The organism is Desulfomicrobium escambiense DSM 10707 (assembly GCF_000428825.1).
GTDB classification, from domain to species: Bacteria; Desulfobacterota; Desulfovibrionia; order Desulfovibrionales; family Desulfomicrobiaceae; genus Desulfomicrobium; species Desulfomicrobium escambiense.
Genome location: NZ_AUAR01000009.1, coordinates 54,337 through 70,797 on the forward strand (window position 1 = coordinate 54,337; position 16,461 = coordinate 70,797).

Below are 16,461 nucleotides of genomic sequence, written 5' to 3' on the forward strand. Positions count from 1 at the left end.
ACTATCGCTCCTGCTTCTTGAGCAGCGCGGCGGCGAGCGCGATCAGGATCGGCACGGCCAGCGCCAGCGGGACGAAGGCCGCCTGCAGATCGGAGAAGTCGAGCGCCTTCGAGAAGGTGCCGCGTGCAATGGTAAGGAAATGGGCGGTCGGGTAGATCTGGCCGATCAGCCGGCCCGCTCCTTCCAGCGATGAGACTGGATCGATCATGCCGGAGAAGTTGACCGCCGGCAGGATGGTGAGTACCGCCGTGCCGAAGATCGCCGCGATCTGGCTGCGCATGAAGGTGGAAATCAGCAGCCCCACGGCCGTGGCGGCGCCGACATAGAGCAACGCACCCGCCGCCAGGGTCAGGAAGCTGCCCTTCAGCGGCACGCCGAAGACGGTCACAGCGAGCAGGGTGAGCAACAGAAAGCTCAGGAAGGACAGCACTATATAGGGTAACTGCTTGCCGAGCAGGAACTCGAGCCGCGTGGTGGGCGTGACGTAGAAGTTGGTGATCGAGCCGAGCTCCTTCTCGCGCACCACGCTGAGCGCCGCGAGCATGGAGGGGATCAGCATGAGCAGCAGCGGGATCACCGCCGGCACCATCGCCACCAGGCTCTTGACATCCGGGTTGTAGCGGAACCGGGTCTCGATATTCACGAGCCCCGCCAAAGCCTCGCCGTGCCCAGCCTCGCGCGCCTTGGTCGCCAGCCAATGGGCATGAATCCCCTGCACATAGCCGCGGATGGTCTCTCCCCGTGTCGGCATGGCGCCGTCGATCCAGGCGCCGATCTCGACCCGCCGGCCCCGTGCGATGTCGCGCGCGAAGCCCGGCGGGATCTCGATCGCCAGACTGATGTCGCCTTCGCGCATTCGCCGGTCGAGATCAGCATAACCGGTAATCGGAGCCCGCTCGATGAAGTACCGGGAGCCGGCGAGGTTGAGCGTATAATCGCGGCTGACGGTGGTCTGGTCGCGATCCAGCACCGCGAAGGTGAGATTCTCCACATCGAGGCTGATCCCATAGCCCATCACGAACATCAGGATGACGCTGCCGAGCAGGGCCAACGTCAACCGGATGGGATCACGGCGCAGCTCCAGCCCTTCGCGCCGGGCATAGCTGATCATGCGCCGGGGGTCGAATCGGCGCCGCCAGCCCTGTGGTTCGACATGACTTGGCGAGGCCTCGACTGAATCGAGCGAAGTGCTTGCGTCCGGTTGGCGTGCCTCGCCAGCGCTCTGCGCTTCGGCATCCTTCAGATAGGTGATAAAAGCCTCTTCCAGGCTGTTCTCGCCATGTTTGCTTGCCAGGGTGGCAGGCGCGTCAGTCACCAGTACCCGACCTGCATGCATCAGCGAAATGCGGTCGCAGCGTTCGGCCTCGTTCATGAAGTGGGTGGAGATAAAGATGGTCACCCCGTCGCGGCGCGAGAGCTCGACCAGCATGCGCCAGAAGGTGTCGCGCGCCACCGGGTCGACACCTGAGGTGGGCTCGTCGAGAATCAGCATTTCGGGCTTATGGATCATGGCGACTGCCAGCGACAGGCGCTGGCGGTGGCCGAGGGGCAGCCGGCCCGGCAAGCTGTCAATCACTGTGGTCAGATCGAAGCGTTCAACCATTTCGTCCACGCGCCCTGAAATCTCGGCAGCGGGCACGTGGAACAGCCGGGCATGCAGCGTCAGGTTCTGTCGCACCGTCAGTTCGGTATAGAGTGAGAAGAACTGCGACATGTAGCCGACGCGGCGGCGGGTCGCGAGGTCGTGCGGGTCCACCTCGTGTCCGAACAGCCAGGCCCGGCCTTCGCTCGGCGGCAGGAGACCGGTCAGCATCTTCATCGTCGTGGTCTTGCCGCAGCCGTTGGAGCCGAGAAAACCGAAGATCTCACCCCGTGGGACACGCAGGTTCACATGATCGACCGCGGTGAACTCGCCGAAGCGCATGGTCAGATCCCGGGCCTCGATCGCGGTATCGCCATCGTCTTCCGGCCGCGGCGGAATCTCGACCGCCCGATAATCCCGGCGCTTGTCTTCCGGCAGCAGCCGGATGAAGGCCGCCTCCAGCGAAGCCGCCCCCGTGCTTTGCAGCAGGCCTTCGGGCGTGTCGCTGGCCAGCACCCGCCCACCGTCCATCGCCGCCAGCCAGTCGAAGCGGGCCGCCTCCTCCATATAGGCCGTGGCCACCAGCACGCTCATGCCGGGCCGGGAACGACGGATGCCGGCGATCAACTCCCAGAACTGGCGGCGCGAGAGGGGATCGACGCCGGTGGTCGGCTCGTCGAGGATGAGCAGATCCGGATCGTGGATCAGTGCACAGCAGAGGCCGAGTTTCTGTTTCATGCCGCCGGAGAGCTTGCCCGCCGGGCGAGCGAGAAACGGCCTGAGCCCGGTGGCCTTGGTCAGGGCCTCGATGCGGCGCGTCCGTTCGCTACGATCCTGCCCGAACAGCCGTCCGAAGAAGTCGAGGTTTTCGGCCACCGAGAGCGTCGGATAGAGGTTTCCTCCCAGACCCTGGGGCATATAGGCGATACGCGGGCCGAGTGCGCGCCGATGGCGCGCATCGGCCATATCGCCGCCGAGCACCTCAACCTGCCCCGTCTGGACCGCGCGGGCGCCCGCGATCAGCGCCAGCAGGCTCGACTTGCCGACCCCGTCCGGGCCGATCAGCCCGGCCATGCAGGCCGCAGGGAAATCGAAGCTGACCTCGTCGAGCGCACGCACCTTGCCGTAGCGCAGGGACACATCCCGCAGGCGGGCAACCGGTGCGGCAGCACTCACGCCATCCTCGATCTGTGCATGTATGTCCCGGCTCATTGCGGCAGCCTCGTCTGCAGTTCAGGCGGCCAATCCACCCGTGGGTCGAGCCGCACATAGGCCATGCCCGGCAGGCCGGTCTTGACCTGGAGGAGGTGCTCTCTGAGCAGATCCGGGGCGATCCGCGCCTTGACCCGGAACATCAGCTTCAGGCGTTCTTCCGTTGTTTCCACCGTTTTCGGGGTGAACTGGGCCTCGTCGGCGACGAACGAGATCTCGGCCGGGATGACGTATTGCGGGGCGGCATCGAGCACAAGACGCGCTTCGGTACCCAGTGCGATCCGTCCGGCCGCCTTCGTCGGCAGGAAGAAGGTCATGTAGACATCGGTGAGGTCGATCATGTTCAGGACAGTGCCACCGGAGGCCAGCACCTCGCCGGGCTGGGCCACCCGGTATTGCACCCGTCCCTTCTGCGGCGCCTTCAGCACGCTGTCATCAAGGTCAGCCTGGATTCGCTCAAGCATCGCCCGGGTCGCCTCCACATCGGCTTGCGCGCCAAGCACCTGCGATCTGGCCGTGGCAATGGCCGCGGCCGCCCTTGCGACATCAGCCTCGGCAGCGCGCAACATAGCTTCGGCGCTGAGAAAAGCGGCTCGATCGTCGTCGAATTTCTGCTGGGAAACGGCTTTGTCGGCGACCAGCGATCGCGACCGCTCAAGCCGTATCCGTGCCACCTCGGCCTCGGCCACGCGTTGCGAGACCACTGCCTGCGCTGCCGTTTTCTCGCTTTGGCGCTGCACGACCTGGCTGTTGGCGATCCGCACCGAGTTCTCAGCCTGGCGCAAGCGGGCCAGCCCTTCTCTCAGCTGAGCTTCCAATACGGCGGTGTCCATCTTCGCCAGAACTTGTCCGGCCGTGATGAAATCGCCTTCGTCCACCAGGATATCCTTGAGCCGCCCCGCCGTCTTGGCGGCTATGTCAATCTCCACCGCTTCAATGCGGCCGTTGCCGCTGGTGAAGCCGTCGGGAAGACCCTTTTTCTGCAAGGATTGCCAAGCAAAGAGTGCGGCCCCGATAACAAGCACCCCTATGGCGATGGCCAGCAACCGTCCTTTATTAAGCTTCGACATTTTTTGACCTCCGCTTTGCCCCGTTCCCAGAGAACAGGCGGCCATTCCGGAACAGATTCCAGTGAGCCGAAATATCTCCTAAAAACGGCTGCCCGGAATCCTTGTATTCTGGATAAGGGGCCAGCTTCATCACTCAGCCTCCCCGACAATCTGTTCCAGAAAGCCTTCGGTCTCCTGCTCCAGGGCGTAGATATCGGCCTTGATCTTATTTAAAGTGCATCCATTACGGAAGATCAGATGGCTTTTGATTTTGCTTATCCGTTCAATGGCCATTCTGTTCCCCACCGTTCCTCTGTCAATCGTGCTCATTTCACATCCCCTCCCATAGCAAACTCCTCATCGATCTCGAACAGATCCGGCGTCGAACGATGGACGCCGATGCCGTGTTCCATCAGCAGCATTACAAGCTGTTCCCCGTTCATCAGGGCGATGGGAGTCTTGTCGGGCTGGGCCGCTTCCTTGATGGCTCCGGCACTGAAGTCGCTGGTGGTAATGATCAGCCCTTGCTCGTGTGCTCCGAGGCTGCCGCGCACCTGCTGCACAACCGGAGCTTGGATATTATTCTTGAGCTTCCATTTCTTGACCTGGACGGCCATCTTGATGCGGACCACGGCACCGACCACCAAGGTGCCCCGGACATCGATGCCGCCGTCGCCGCTGAGTTTGGTCACCTCGACCATCTCGAAACCCATCTCCGCCAGTAACTGAGAGATGAACTCCTCGAACTCACCGGGCTTCATGGCCAGCAAGCGCTCGCGCAGGACCTTGCGGACCTGGTGGTTGTGCTGCTCGATTTGGAATGCGAGTCCACGCCCCATCCATTGGCTCAGGCCCACATAGCCACGACCGTGCTGAACGAAGCGGGGCCGCTCACCGCGTTTCTGCTGGCGCTTGATCTCGGTGATCACCTGGGCGTACATGGTGGCCTCGGGCGTTTTGCCGCCTGTCACCAGCCAGCCTTTTTGCAGGGCCTTCTCGGTTATTTCCTTGTAATGCATCGGCTTCTTGCCGCCGAACTCTTCGAGCACCTTCTGAGCGCAATCAGTGAAGGAGAAACCCGCGTTCGGATGATGTTTTGGGGCTTCTTCGACGGCCGCAGGAACCGGCGCAGCGCCGCTCGATATTTCAGTGGAATCTCGAAGTGCGAAGGTCTGAGGGCCGACTTTTACAAAGGGCGACTTGTCCCCATTGCTCTTGATGTCGGAGTAGAGCCGGGCGCTGACAGTGGCGTCTGGGGTCTTACCTCCGGACTGCCAGAGACCGGCAGCCATGATCTGCTCGGCGATATCCTTGGCGTGCAGCGCCGTTCCGGCCTGTTGCAAAACCTGAATTGCGGCCGTTTTAACGTCCATGGCTCGTTCCCGTTGCGGATTGTTCGGCCTGTTGCTGATAAGTCACGCCAAAGATGGTGTCGCCCAGCCATTTCTTGAACGACGGATTGTCGCTGAACTGCTTGAACAGCTCGGTGTGGTCGGACAAGAGGTCGATCATGACGCGTTGCAGCGCGGCGTCGTGTTCGATCCGGGCGGTCTTCTTATCGTTGTTCTTCATGGCGTTCTGGTAGGCGGCGTCCGCTGCGACCTTGGCCGGGATCTCCTCGGCGATGACCTGGCGGATCTTGTCGCCGTCCTTCCAATCGATGTTGCCGAACTGGTCGTTGAACGCCTTGATGATGTTGCTCAGTTGGTCCAGCTCCGGTTCCGGTTTGCGGCCACCTCCGCTGGTCGGCACCGGTCCGATTTCAGCATCCTGATCCGGAAGGCCTATCTTCAGGCTGGTTTTCACCTCGACACGGTAGCTGTCCATGTCGATGGCCTCCAGGATGCCCCGGGACAGGTCCTCTTCCTTGGGCGCGGGGAGTTTCGGGATCAGGAAGTTCAGGAAGATCGACAGCTTTTCCCAGTCGGCATTCGAATACGCCAGAATCGAGGACAGAAAGCCGTAGGTGCGGACGAAAGCCTTGGCCTTGCCCTTGAAGTCCACCTGGCCATCTTCGTCGAGATCGGCGTTGTAGGTGGCCACGCAGGCGTCCAGGATCGGGTCGAGCTTGTCGCGGTCCGCGCCGTTCAGGTAGAGCCCCACCAGGTCGTCGATTTGCTCCTGGGAGTAGACCTGGTAGCCGTCCAGATCCGACTTCAGGTCGTGCAGTTTATTCGGGTCGGTTTCGTCACTGAGGATAGTGGTGCGGTAATAGGGCTCGAACGACTTCTGGATGGTCTCCGAGTCGTTGTGGAAATCGAGCACAAAGGTATCGTGCTTTTTCGGGTGGGCGCGATTGAGCCGTGAGAGGGTCTGCACCGCCTTGATGCCGGAGAGCGCCTTGTCTACGTACATGGTGTGCAGCAGCGGTTCGTCGTAGCCGGTCTGGAACTTGTCGGCGACGATCAGGAAGCGGTACGGGTCCTGTTGTACCTTGTCCGGGATCTGGCTGCTGGGGAAGCCGTTCAGCGTCGCTTCGGTCACTTTCTTTCCGCCATACTCGTGCTCCCCGGAAAAGGCCACGATGGGCGCGTAAGGGCTTTTACGCTCCTTGAGGTAGTCCTTGAAGGCGTGGAAATACTGAATGGCTCGCTCGATACCGTTGGTGATGACCATGGCCCGGGCATGGCCGCCGATCTTGCGGTGGCCGATCACCTGGGTGTGGAAGTGGTCCACCATGATCTCCGCCTTCTCGCGGATGGCGTGATCATGGGACTCCACATAGCGGCGCAGCTTTTTCTGGGCCTTGTTAGCGTCGAAGAGCGGATCGTCCTCCACTGTCTTGGCCAGGCGGTAATAACTCTCCACCGGGGTGTAGTTCTTCAGCACATCGAGGATGAAGCCCTCCTGGATGGCCTGCTTCATGGTGTAGCTGTGGAACGGGTGATGCTTCACGGTGCCGTCGGGCTGCGGGTCCGGCTCGCCGAAGATCTCCAGGGTCTTGTTCTTGGGGGTGGCGGTGAAGGCAAAGTAGCTGGCGTTGGTCACCATCTTCCGGCCTTCCATGATCTTGTTGATCTTGTCCTCGGTATCCAGTTCATCCCATTCCGCCTTGTATTCACCCGGCTTTTCCGCAACGGCCATGTTCATGGCGGCGGTGGTCTTGCCGCCCTGGCTGGAATGAGCCTCGTCGATGATGATGGCGAATTTGCTCTTGCGGTGTTCGTCGCCGATCTCATCGAGGATGAACGGGAACTTCTGCACGGTGGTGATGATGATTTTCTTACCGGCCTTGAGGAAGCGGCGCAGGTCGCCGGAATGCTCGGCATGGCCGACGGTGGCGGAAACCTGGGCGAACTGCTTGATGGTGTCGCGGATCTGTTTGTCGAGCACCCGTCGGTCGGTGACCACGATGACCGAATCGAACAACGCCTTGCTCTCGTGTTCCAGCCCCACGAGCTGGTGCGCCAGCCAGGCGATGGAGTTACTTTTGCCGCTGCCCGCCGAGTGCTGGATCAGGTAGCGTCTGCCGACGCCGCTCTCAGCGGCATTGGCCAGCAGCATGCGCACCACCTTTAGCTGGTGGTAGCGGGGGAAGATCTGCTTGTGCCTTTTTTTGCCGGTCTTCTCGTCCTTTTCCTTCACCACCTGGGCGTAGTTTTCCAGAATGTCGGTCAACCCCGCCTTGGAGAGGGCCTCCTTCCACAGATAGTCGGTGGCGAGCCCGGCCGGGTTGGGCGGATTGCCAGCACCGTCGTTGTAGCCCTTGTCGAAGGGCAGAAACCACGAGCCCTTGCCCTTGAGGTGGGTGCAGAAACGCACCTCGTGATCGTCCACGGCAAAATGAACGACGCAACGGCCGAACTGAAACAGCAGCTCCTTCGGGTCGCGGTCACGCTGGTACTGCTGCACGGCATCGAGCACCGTCTGCTTGGTGAGCTTGTTCTTGAGTTCGAAGGTGGCGATGGGCAGGCCGTTGACGAACACGGCCATGTCGAGGGAGAGCGCAGTCTCATTGCGGCTGTAGCGGAGCTGGCGGGTGACGCTGAAGACGTTGGCCGCGAACCGCTCGGCCGCCTTCACGTTGCCTGGCGTCGGCGTGCCGTAGAAAAGGTCCACATGGGCCGGGCCGTGCTTGATGCCGCCGCGTAGCACGTCTACCACGCCGCGCTTGGCGATCTCGCCCTGCAGGCGGTGCAGGAACTGGGTGCGCTTGGGGCCTTCCTCGTCGATGCCAAGAGCCTCATAGGTGTCGGGCTGGGTGGCGGAGAGGAATTGCAGCAGCTTGGCCCGGTCGACGGCGTGTTCCCGGTCGTAGTCCTGCGGGTCGCCCTGAACGTATCCGGCCTCCTCCACGAGGGACGCGACGATGATGGACTCCAGGCCCTTTTCGCTGGTGTCGGTCGGTTTCATAGATCCTCCAGCAAATGGGCGATGTCCTTCGGCGACGGCAGTTGACCTTTCAGCGCCTTGGGCAGGGTCTTGGTGATTTCATAAGTGGCCACGCCGATGGGCTTGCGGGCGTCGTGCAGGGCGTATTCCACAATCGTGCGGCTCTTCTCCTTACACAGGATGATGCCGATGGAGGGGTTCTCGTCCTCCTGGCGGACCTGCCGGTCCAGAGCCGCCAGATAAAACTGCATCTTGCCGACGAACTCCGGCAGGAACTCGCCGACTTTCAATTCAATGGCGACAAGGCAGCGCAGACGGCGGTGAAACAACAAGAGGTCGATGAAAAACTCTTTGCCGTCCACCTCCAGCCGGTATTGGCTGCCCATGAAGGCGAACATGCCGCCCATGGCCCGGAGGAAATCCTCGATCCGGGCGATGAGCGCCCGCTCCAGCTCCCGCTCGCTGTGCTCCTCGCCCAGCTCCAGAAAATCGAAGGTGTATTCGTCCTTCACCGCCAGCTTGGCCTGGGCGCGAAGTTCCGGTGTGAGCGCCTGGTCGAAGTTGGTCTGGCCGAGCAGGGATTTTTCGTAGCTCTGGTTGTCGATCTGATGGATGAGCACGTTCTTGGACCAGCCGAACTTGCGGGTCATGCGCAGATAGAATTCCCGCTCCAGCGGGTCCTTGCAGCGCTCCAGGATGGCCAGGTTGTGGCTCCAGCCGATTTCTCGCACCAGTGGTGCGAGTTTTTCGAGTCCGTTGTACGCCTCGAAAAAAGCCTTCATCCGCCAGAGGTTGGAAGCCGAAAAGCCCCCCACGCCGGGAAACTCCGTCCGCAGATCGGCGGCGAGCTGTTCCACCACCGCCTTGCCCCAGCCTTCAACATCCTGCCGCTCCACGATCATCCGCCCGATGTCCCAGTACAGACCGACCAACTCCTTGTTGACCGCCTTGAGGGCTTCATACTGGGCGGAGCGGATGCGCTCCTTAATCTCGGACAGCAGGCGCGGGTAGTCCTGCGGTTTGCCGAGGCTGTTTTTTGGGGTTTTGTCAGTCGGTTTCATCCATCTCCCCCTCGTCATCGATCACGTCATCGGCATCGGCGGTGTCCTCTTCCAGCGCCAGCAGCTCTTCATCGGCAACCTCCGGCACCTCGATTCCGCGCACATCCACCTGACCGGTGACCACATCGGAAATCAGCCGGGTACGGTATTCGCGCATCAGCTCGATCTCGCGTTGGGCGCGGGTGATTGCTTGGTCGATCTCGGCCGATTTTTCCTGGATGTGTTCGAGAATCTCCCGCTGCTCTTTGATTGGCGGCAAACCGATTGGATAGTTTTTCACAAAATCCGATGGAATCCTCTGCTGGCCAGCCGCGCCGGTCATGTATTGCTCGCCCAGCAACAAGAACTGTTTGGTTGACGTGAGGAACCGAAGGAAAGCGCCGTCAATGGCCTTTGAAGGACGAAGAACGATCAGTTCGGTAGTGCCAAAGCCGAAATCAGATTCAAGCCCTTTGAGGTAAGCTCCTTTGCCATTTTCAAAGCAGGGAGTGATTTTCGCGACAACCACATCCCCGCGTCGGAAATAGGTGAAGCCATTCCAGACTTCGGACAGAGTGCGTTTTTCAGAGCAGTCGATATCCCCATTGACAGAGATGTTCTCCATGGGAAGAAAGACAACCTTTTCTTCATCCGCCGGATTCGCTCGTGTCTCAGATTTTGATGGATTGAAGCTGACCACGCGTTTGAGCTTCGTGGCATCCCAATGCTCCGGAATATCTCCGATCCATTCCACGCCGCTGGGCTTGAACTTGACCTTGGGATCAAGCCCCCGGGTCACGGCCTGATTGATGACGTTCTGCTTCTGCTCCTTGAGAAGTTCAATGAACCGCCGCTTGTTGCGGATAAATTTTCGGAACAAACGGTCTTGCGCCTTCAGGAATCGTGCGATGGCTTGCTGCTCTTCCTGCGGAGGGCAGACCACCGGCATGCTCAGAAATTTATCGGGATAGAGCCTGAGCCGGGAAGAGCGAATGCCCGTTGACCGGCAAATGTATTCCGACCGATATCCTTCAATCCGCAACAGACTGTCGAGATAGTAGTAGTCGTAATCCTGGTTGCTTCTTGGCCGGTAAACGCCATAGGCGGGACTCACAATTCCAGCATGGTTCGAGACGCCCAATGCAGACATCCAGGCCCACATCGTATTGATGATCAGGTCTCCGGGTTGGCAACGTTTCTGACCGACATTCGACTCGGCCTTGAACATGGTCACGTTCTTCTGGCTGCGGGGAGTCACTCCGGTGATGTGCGACACCGAGAGCATTTCTTCATCGCCTGTCAGGGAGCGATCATCAATCTCCTTGAAGTAATACTTTGCCCGCTTCTCAGGCCAATGTGCGGGGATGCTCCCGACCCAGCTCACAACCGCGTCCTTGTATTCTGGATAAGGGGCCAGCTTCATCACTCAGCCTCCCCGACAATCTGTTCCAGCAGCCCTTCGGTTTCCTGCTCCAGGGCATAGATGTCATCCTTAATCTCATCCAAGGTGCGCATGGGCGCGGGCCGGTAGAAGTGGCGGGTGAAGGAGATTTCGTAGCCCGTCAGTGTTTTGCCCGGGTCGATCCAGGCATCCGAGGTGTAGGGCAGCACCTCGCGCCGGAAGAACGCCTCGATGCCGCCGTCTTCCAGAAGTGGTACCTGCTCGCTGTCGCGCAGGGCGGTATCCGGCTCGTATTCGACCACGCAGTGTTTGCCGCCCACCTCGGCCTCGAACAGGCCGTGGATGGGATCGGGCGTGGCCTTGCCCGGCTTGTGGACCTTCTTCAGTACCGGCGCGGCATCTTCGCTGGTGTCGCAGAGGTCGCTCTGCAGCAGCTTCTTGCGCTTGGCGGTGAGCTTGACACCGTGCTTGTCGGCATCGGTGTCGCAGGTGTCCATGAAGGCATTGAAATCGAGGTGCGGCCCGGCTCCGATGGTCTTCGCCACACGACGGGCCAGGTTGGCCAGCGGCTCTTCCCTGGCCTTGGCGCAGGCCCGCTCGAACCGGTCCAGCCGGGCCGGGCTCAGGTCAACGGCAAGGCGCAGCGGGCGGTCCACCGTCACCTTCCAGTAGCCGAAGGCCTCGTTGGGGAAAATCTTGGATTTCTCGGTTTCAACTGGATTGACCACCAGGTCGCAGATGGCGCGGATGTGCTCCTCGGAGAACTCGCAGTTCTTCTTGCCGAGGTTGCGGCGCAGCGGTACGTACCATTCGGTGGCGTCGATGAGTTGGACCTTGCCCCGGCGCGTATCAGACTTGCGGTTGGTCAGCACCCAGATATAGGTAGCGATGCCGGTGTTGTAGAACATGTTCTCCGGCAGGGCGATGATGGCCTCCAGCCAGTCGTTTTCGATGATCCAGCGGCGGATGTTGCTCTCGCCCTGACCGGCGTCGCCGGTGAAGAGCGACGAGCCGTTGTGAACCTCGGCGATGCGGCTGCCGAGGCGGGTGGTGTGCTTCATCTTGGAGAGCTTGTTGACCAGGAACATGAGCTGCCCGTCCGAGGAGCGGGTGATCATCTTGTATTCCGGGTCGCCGCCGTGCTGGGTGACAAAGCGCGGGTCCTTGATATCACCCTTGCCGCCCAGGCGCTCCAGGTCGGTCTTCCAGCTCTTGCCGTAGGGCGGATTGGAGAGCATGAAATCGAATTCCTGCGACGGGAAGGCATCGCTGGAGAGCGTGGAGCCGTACTTCATGTTCTCCGCCTCAGCCCCTTCGCCTTTGAGCAGCAGGTCGGCCTTGGAGATGGCGTAGGTTTCCGGCTGCACCTCCTGGCCGAACAGATGAATGGAGACATCCTTGCCGTGGCTTTCGGCCAACTCGGCCAAGCGCTCTTCAGCCACTGTCAGCATGCCGCCGGTGCCGCAGGCTCCGTCATAGACGAGGTAGGTGCCCGATTCAATATCGTCGGCCACCGGCAGGAAGATCAGGTCGGCCATGAGCTTGACCACGTCGCGGGGCGTGAAGTGCTCCCCGGCCTCTTCGTTGTTCTCTTCGTTGAAACGGCGGATCAGCTCCTCGAAGATGGTACCCATGGAGTGGTTATCGAGGGCCGGAAGCAGCTCGTTGCCGTCCACGTCCCGCACCGGCTTGGGGCTGAGATTGACGCGGCCGTCGAGAAACTTCTCGATCAGGTGGCCGAGGATGTCGGCCTCGATCAACGTGGGGATCTGGTTGCGAAACTTGAACTTGTCGAGGATCTCCTGGACGTTGGGTGAAAAGCCATCCAGATAAGCTTCGAAATCGGCCTTGAGCTGTTGTTGCTTGGCGCGGTTCTTCAGGTCGCGCAGGGTAAAGGGCGAGACGTTGTAAAAGGCCTCGCCTGCGGCCTGGCAGAGCGCGGCGTGCTGGTTGGCGATTCCGGCCCCGTCGAGTTGCTTCTTCATGCCGAGCACCTTTTCCTTGCTCGGCTCCAAGAGTGCGTCGAGACGGCGGATGACCGTCATTGGCAGGATCACGTCGCGGTACTTGCCGCGCACGTAGACATCGCGCAACACGTCGTCGGCGATACCCCAGATAAAATTCACGATGCTGTTGTGGATCACATGGTTCATAGCCCGCTATTACTCCTTGCGCTTCTTGTCGGTTTCCGCAGGCTCGGCCGCGCCGCCAGCCTTGACCCACTCGTCCACTTCATCTTTCTTGAACTTCCAAAGACGACCCATGCGGTGGGCGGGCATACCATGCTTGTCGATCCACTTGTAAACGGTGTCATTGCTGACCCCGAGGTACTTGCAAATCTCGGTTATTGATAACCAGCGGTCTTCCATCTCGTTCATTCTCTTGCTCCACGGGCGCTTTGGTTGTTTGCCACGTCCGACAGAGGCGAAACGGGAGAGACTGGACGCACCTCTCCCAGGTTAAAAAACTCCTTTAATATACAAAGACGCTATGTGCTATGTCAAACGATCTTTAACGATTGGAGCCGATTATTTTCTATCACGCTCGATGCCAGACGCCGGTGTCAAGCCGGGTGCCGTTATCAATGCATGGCATCCAGTAGGTCCAGGCAGGAATCGAGGTGCGCCCGCACAGCACCGCCACCATCACCCGCTGATACATGCTGTGCCCGCCGGGCCGAAATCCTTCCAGCCGGTCGATGGGCGGCAGGTCGCGTTGCGGGGCGGTGAAGGTCACCAGTTCCCCATAGATCAGATCCCAGTCGCCGGTCGGGCGGCCGAAGCGCGGCGTGCCGATCTCCTGTTGCCTGCGGGCGTCGGCTAATGGGTCGGCGGTGCCCCGGGCCAGGATCAGCCCTTCCGGCACCTCAAGCGCCGGGAACCCGGCATGGAGGTGGTAGAGCCTGCCCCAGACCACGGCCGGTTCGGTGCTGCGGGCCTGGGCGCAGAAACGTTGATGGTTCCAGTAGCCCCGTTTCAGGGTGCCGTAGACGAAGAGCCGGAGGATGGTCTCGGGACTGTCTTCCGGATTTGTGTTCAGCTTCGAGGATTCTCCAATGTTCATGCATTCACTCCTTCGGGCAGTGTCCCTTTGCGCTCCTGGGGTATGAAGCGGAATTCGCTGTTTTCGATGGCCCGCACATCCTCGTGGCGGATGGTGAGCATGGTCATGGGCGGCACCTCTAGCTCGCGCCAACCCTTCTCGTTGTCCACGGCAAAGTCGATAAAGGCGTCGTCCGAGGCGTAGAGCACCACCCGGTGCTGGCGGTGGATGCGCAGGCAGAGCGGCTTGTTGCCCTTGAGCACGGTGATGGTGCCGGGGGCGAGCCGCGAGGCCAGCACGGCGCTCATCTGGCCGCGACAAAGGGCAAGCGCCTTCTTCAGGCCCTCCTGGTCGATGGGGCCTTCGGGCGCGAAGCGGTCGGCCAGGCGGAAGATCAGCTCGCTGTCCACCTCGGCATAGCGCGGCAGCCCGAGACGGCGGAACAGATAATCGGCGTTGTAGAGGGTGCCGTTGTGAGTACCGATGACGATCCCGGCCTGAATGGGATGGTTGTTGCGATTATTGAACTCGTTGCCCCGGGTGCGCCAGCGGGTGTGGCCCATAAGGATGGTGGTCTCGTTGTCGACCTGCCCAAGCAGCTCCTGAAACGGCTTCTCGTAGACCAGCTCGTGCGCCCGCATCGGCCGCTTGAAGATGCGGTGGCTGCCGTCGGTCTTGAGCCAGGCCAGACCGGAGGCGTGCGGGCCGCGCTCCTCGCTGTGCAGCAGCATGCGGATAAAGACCTCGCGCAGGTAATCCCGCTCGTTGGGCCGTCTGTGCTTGCGGCCGAAGATGATGCCTACTTGTCCGCACATGGAGCCGGGTCCTCCTTGCCGCCGAAGTTCTTGCCGAGCAGCGGTCTCGTTCCTTCGAGAACGAAGGCCGCGTATTCGCGCCGGTGGTCCGCCAGCCACTCGGCCACCTCCGGGTAGCCCATATCGGCGGTCAGCCGGGTCACCTCCGGGTGGTCGAGCATATTGGTGCGCCCGGAGAGCCGCACCGTCTCCAGGGCTTCGAGGAAGCGTTCCGGCCAGGGATCGCTGGCCTTGTCGTCGGGCAGAAACTCGATCAGTCCGTGCCGCGCCAGACGGGTGAGAAACTCGGCGGCCGCAGCGGCGGCATCCTCCGGCAATGGCCGGGTCGGTCCGCCTTCGATGCCGGAGAGCACCTCGGTCATGTAGTCCCTGGGCGCTCGGCTGGCGGTGAATGGCGTCTGGCCGCGCATCAGCTCGACAATTTCAAGGCAGTCGGCGGCCTGCAGGGTTTCTCCGCTGCCGGGGATCGGTTCGCCGTCCAGCGTGGTGGAGCGGATCAGAATCTTCATTGGGCACCTCCTTAAACAGTGAGGCCGGGAACTTGCCCGGCCTCGTTGGTGAGAGTGGTGGTTGTTTCGTCCGGGAGGACGTCCTCCGGTTTGGGCCGTCCGTTTTTGAAGGCGGCGTCGCCGGGCATGTTGGCCATCAAATGCTTGCGGGCGGTCTTGAACTCGTCGCCGATCAGGCCGAGGTGGAGCAGGAAGACCCGGAAGTCGTACTTGGCGCTCTGGGGATCGAAATCCCGCTTGCGGCTGGAAGCGGCCCGGCCGTTGAGCGCCTTGGCGGCCACCGCGAGGCAGAATTGCAGGTAGGCCTTGATCCGCCCCGCGTGGAGGGTCGCCTCGAACCAGCGGAACTCCACCGTGCCCCGGTACCAGACGTTGTGCAGGTTGACCCCGTGGTAGCGGCTGTTGTCGTAGTGCTGGGGCTGGCGGTTGTGGTAGCCGTACCAGATGCGGTTGAGCTGGTCCTTGGTGCGGGGGCGATGCTGTTCGATGCGCTGGATCAGCTCGTCGCTGACCGGCCGGGTGTAGCGATTGAGCCGGTCGCGGCTGATGCCGAGGGCGTGGAGGATCAGCGGCTCCTGCTTGTAGATGATCTTGGCCAGGTTACCCAGGTGTCTGCCGTCGAAGGGCGCGGCGTCGATATGGATGTGAATGCCGCACTGGCTGTTGATCTTGCCTCCGGCGCGGCGGATGGCCCGGACCGCCTCCTGCAGTTGCGGGATGTCGTCGTAGCCGAGCACCGGGCTGACCACCTCGGCCCGCAGATGGGCCGGGACGCTGGTCAGGGATGCGTCCCCCACCACCTTCCAGACGCGGCCTCGCAGGTCCTCGACCTCCCAGGGGTCATAGCTGCTGGGGATGCCGACATGGCGGACCGTGCCGCCCACCACCGAGTGGATGGCCCAGGCGATCTGCTCCCGGGTGCGTTTTACGGTCTCGATCTCGATCCCGTAGTGGATCTCTTTCAGGTTCATGCGTGCCTCCGTCGTTCGTGGCGCTTCTAAGTCGTTGTCTGGCAAGGCTTTTCAGCCTCCGCTTACACCATGAATGAATGCTTCTTTCCGGACACAAATCAAGTAGAAGAACAGCCGAAGCCGACATTTAACACGTTTATTTTCAATGACTTGCGAGTTTGTCCGGATTGGGCGGCGCACAGGCGGCCGAAACCCCGGAACGGGCTGGCCGTATCCGGGGTTTCTGGGTTGGCGGTGGCAGTGAGCCGGTCAGCCAGAAGCGGTATCGGAGGTGATCAGGCTGGCGTGCAGCTCGAGGTTGCGCGACTCGTCGGCCCGCATCCGCGCCAGCAGCGCCGTGAAGGCCTCCGCTTCGTCGGTCGGGAGCTTTGACGCCCGTTCCAGCCGCGCCAGGCGCTGGTGCAGATTCTCCAGCAGACCCAGGGCGTGGTCGCGGATCAGGCCGTCGCGCTTCTCCTGCGGCGTGGGGATGAACTCGGTCAGGCCGCCTTTGCGTCGAACGATCAT

At 61.4% G+C, this 16,461-nt stretch carries 14 protein-coding genes; all 14 read right to left on the bottom strand.

The genetic code is table 11. The annotated features are described in order from the left end of the window. Window position 1 precedes the first annotated feature (1 nt). The 14 genes from rbbA to G394_RS0109740 all read right to left on the bottom strand — a co-directional run bounded on the left by rbbA (window position 2) and on the right by G394_RS0109740 (window position 16,461). A complete protein-coding gene (rbbA, locus tag G394_RS0109675; RefSeq protein WP_028577481.1) occupies window positions 2–2,794 on the bottom strand; it encodes a ribosome-associated ATPase/putative transporter RbbA in 2,793 nt (930 codons plus the stop codon). After that, entirely contained in the window at window positions 2,791–3,864 is a 1,074-nt protein-coding gene (locus G394_RS0109680) for an HlyD family secretion protein (protein WP_028577482.1), read from the bottom strand. Before G394_RS0109680 ends, rbbA begins: the two co-directional genes overlap by 4 nt. Window positions 3,865–3,993: 129 nt before the next feature. After that, complete coding sequence (locus G394_RS0109685; protein ID WP_028577483.1) at window positions 3,994–4,173, bottom strand: hypothetical protein; 180 nt, start codon at window positions 4,171–4,173, stop codon at window positions 3,994–3,996. Continuing rightward, window positions 4,170–5,216 (bottom strand): HTH domain-containing protein, encoded by a 1,047-nt coding sequence (locus G394_RS0109690; protein WP_028577484.1) that lies wholly within the window; start codon window positions 5,214–5,216, stop codon window positions 4,170–4,172. The genes G394_RS0109685 and G394_RS0109690 overlap by 4 nt, the downstream gene beginning before the upstream one ends. Beyond that, window positions 5,206–8,196 (bottom strand): type I restriction endonuclease subunit R, encoded by a 2,991-nt coding sequence (locus G394_RS0109695; protein WP_028577485.1) that lies wholly within the window; start codon window positions 8,194–8,196, stop codon window positions 5,206–5,208. Before G394_RS0109695 ends, G394_RS0109690 begins: the two co-directional genes overlap by 11 nt. Next, complete coding sequence (locus G394_RS0109700) at window positions 8,193–9,236, bottom strand: PDDEXK nuclease domain-containing protein (RefSeq protein ID WP_028577486.1); 1,044 nt, start codon at window positions 9,234–9,236, stop codon at window positions 8,193–8,195. The genes G394_RS0109695 and G394_RS0109700 overlap by 4 nt, the downstream gene beginning before the upstream one ends. Then, complete coding sequence (locus G394_RS0109705; protein WP_043775376.1) at window positions 9,223–10,638, bottom strand: restriction endonuclease subunit S; 1,416 nt, start codon at window positions 10,636–10,638, stop codon at window positions 9,223–9,225. The genes G394_RS0109700 and G394_RS0109705 overlap by 14 nt, the downstream gene beginning before the upstream one ends. Beyond that, on the bottom strand, window positions 10,638–12,770 hold the full coding sequence (locus G394_RS0109710) for a type I restriction-modification system subunit M (protein ID WP_028577488.1): 2,133 nt from the start codon (window positions 12,768–12,770) through the stop codon (window positions 10,638–10,640). Before G394_RS0109710 ends, G394_RS0109705 begins: the two co-directional genes overlap by 1 nt. A gap of 9 nt (window positions 12,771–12,779) precedes the next feature. After that, on the bottom strand, window positions 12,780–12,995 hold the full coding sequence (locus G394_RS0109715) for a helix-turn-helix domain-containing protein (RefSeq protein WP_011367784.1): 216 nt from the start codon (window positions 12,993–12,995) through the stop codon (window positions 12,780–12,782). A 160-nt stretch (window positions 12,996–13,155) separates the two neighbouring features. After that, window positions 13,156–13,680, bottom strand: coding sequence for a gamma-glutamylcyclotransferase family protein (locus G394_RS0109720; RefSeq protein ID WP_028577489.1), 525 nt, complete (start codon window positions 13,678–13,680; stop codon window positions 13,156–13,158). After that, the gene (locus tag G394_RS0109725) at window positions 13,677–14,474 is read right to left on the bottom strand and encodes a glucosamine 6-phosphate synthetase (RefSeq protein WP_028577490.1); all 798 of its coding nucleotides are present in this window, start codon (window positions 14,472–14,474) and stop codon (window positions 13,677–13,679) included. Before G394_RS0109725 ends, G394_RS0109720 begins: the two co-directional genes overlap by 4 nt. Then, the gene (locus G394_RS0109730; RefSeq protein ID WP_028577491.1) at window positions 14,459–14,983 is read right to left on the bottom strand and encodes a DUF5049 domain-containing protein; all 525 of its coding nucleotides are present in this window, start codon (window positions 14,981–14,983) and stop codon (window positions 14,459–14,461) included. Before G394_RS0109730 ends, G394_RS0109725 begins: the two co-directional genes overlap by 16 nt. An 11-nt stretch (window positions 14,984–14,994) precedes the next feature. Then, a complete protein-coding gene (locus G394_RS0109735) occupies window positions 14,995–15,954 on the bottom strand; it encodes an amidoligase family protein (RefSeq protein ID WP_028577492.1) in 960 nt (319 codons plus the stop codon). 249 nt (window positions 15,955–16,203) lie between these two features. Beyond that, window positions 16,204–16,461 (bottom strand): hypothetical protein, encoded by a 258-nt coding sequence (locus G394_RS0109740; RefSeq protein WP_022993020.1) that lies wholly within the window; start codon window positions 16,459–16,461, stop codon window positions 16,204–16,206.

Excerpts from the sequence above, each read along its gene's own strand:
- rbbA (WP_028577481.1), bottom strand. The coding sequence starts at position 2,794 with ATGAGCCGGGACATACATGCACAGATCGAGGATGGCGTGAGTGCTGCC.
- G394_RS0109680 (WP_028577482.1), bottom strand. The coding sequence starts at position 3,864 with ATGTCGAAGCTTAATAAAGGACGGTTGCTGGCCATCGCCATAGGGGTG.
- G394_RS0109685 (WP_028577483.1), bottom strand. The coding sequence starts at position 4,173 with ATGAGCACGATTGACAGAGGAACGGTGGGGAACAGAATGGCCATTGAA.
- G394_RS0109690 (WP_028577484.1), bottom strand. The coding sequence starts at position 5,216 with ATGGACGTTAAAACGGCCGCAATTCAGGTTTTGCAACAGGCCGGAACG.
- G394_RS0109695 (WP_028577485.1), bottom strand. The coding sequence starts at position 8,196 with ATGAAACCGACCGACACCAGCGAAAAGGGCCTGGAGTCCATCATCGTC.
- G394_RS0109700 (WP_028577486.1), bottom strand. The coding sequence starts at position 9,236 with ATGAAACCGACTGACAAAACCCCAAAAAACAGCCTCGGCAAACCGCAG.
- G394_RS0109705 (WP_043775376.1), bottom strand. The coding sequence starts at position 10,638 with ATGAAGCTGGCCCCTTATCCAGAATACAAGGACGCGGTTGTGAGCTGG.
- G394_RS0109710 (WP_028577488.1), bottom strand. The coding sequence starts at position 12,770 with ATGAACCATGTGATCCACAACAGCATCGTGAATTTTATCTGGGGTATC.
- G394_RS0109715 (WP_011367784.1), bottom strand. The coding sequence starts at position 12,995 with ATGAACGAGATGGAAGACCGCTGGTTATCAATAACCGAGATTTGCAAG.
- G394_RS0109720 (WP_028577489.1), bottom strand. The coding sequence starts at position 13,680 with ATGAACATTGGAGAATCCTCGAAGCTGAACACAAATCCGGAAGACAGT.
- G394_RS0109725 (WP_028577490.1), bottom strand. The coding sequence starts at position 14,474 with ATGTGCGGACAAGTAGGCATCATCTTCGGCCGCAAGCACAGACGGCCC.
- G394_RS0109730 (WP_028577491.1), bottom strand. The coding sequence starts at position 14,983 with ATGAAGATTCTGATCCGCTCCACCACGCTGGACGGCGAACCGATCCCC.
- G394_RS0109735 (WP_028577492.1), bottom strand. The coding sequence starts at position 15,954 with ATGAACCTGAAAGAGATCCACTACGGGATCGAGATCGAGACCGTAAAA.
- G394_RS0109740 (WP_022993020.1), bottom strand. The coding sequence starts at position 16,461 with ATGATCGTTCGACGCAAAGGCGGCCTGACCGAGTTCATCCCCACGCCG.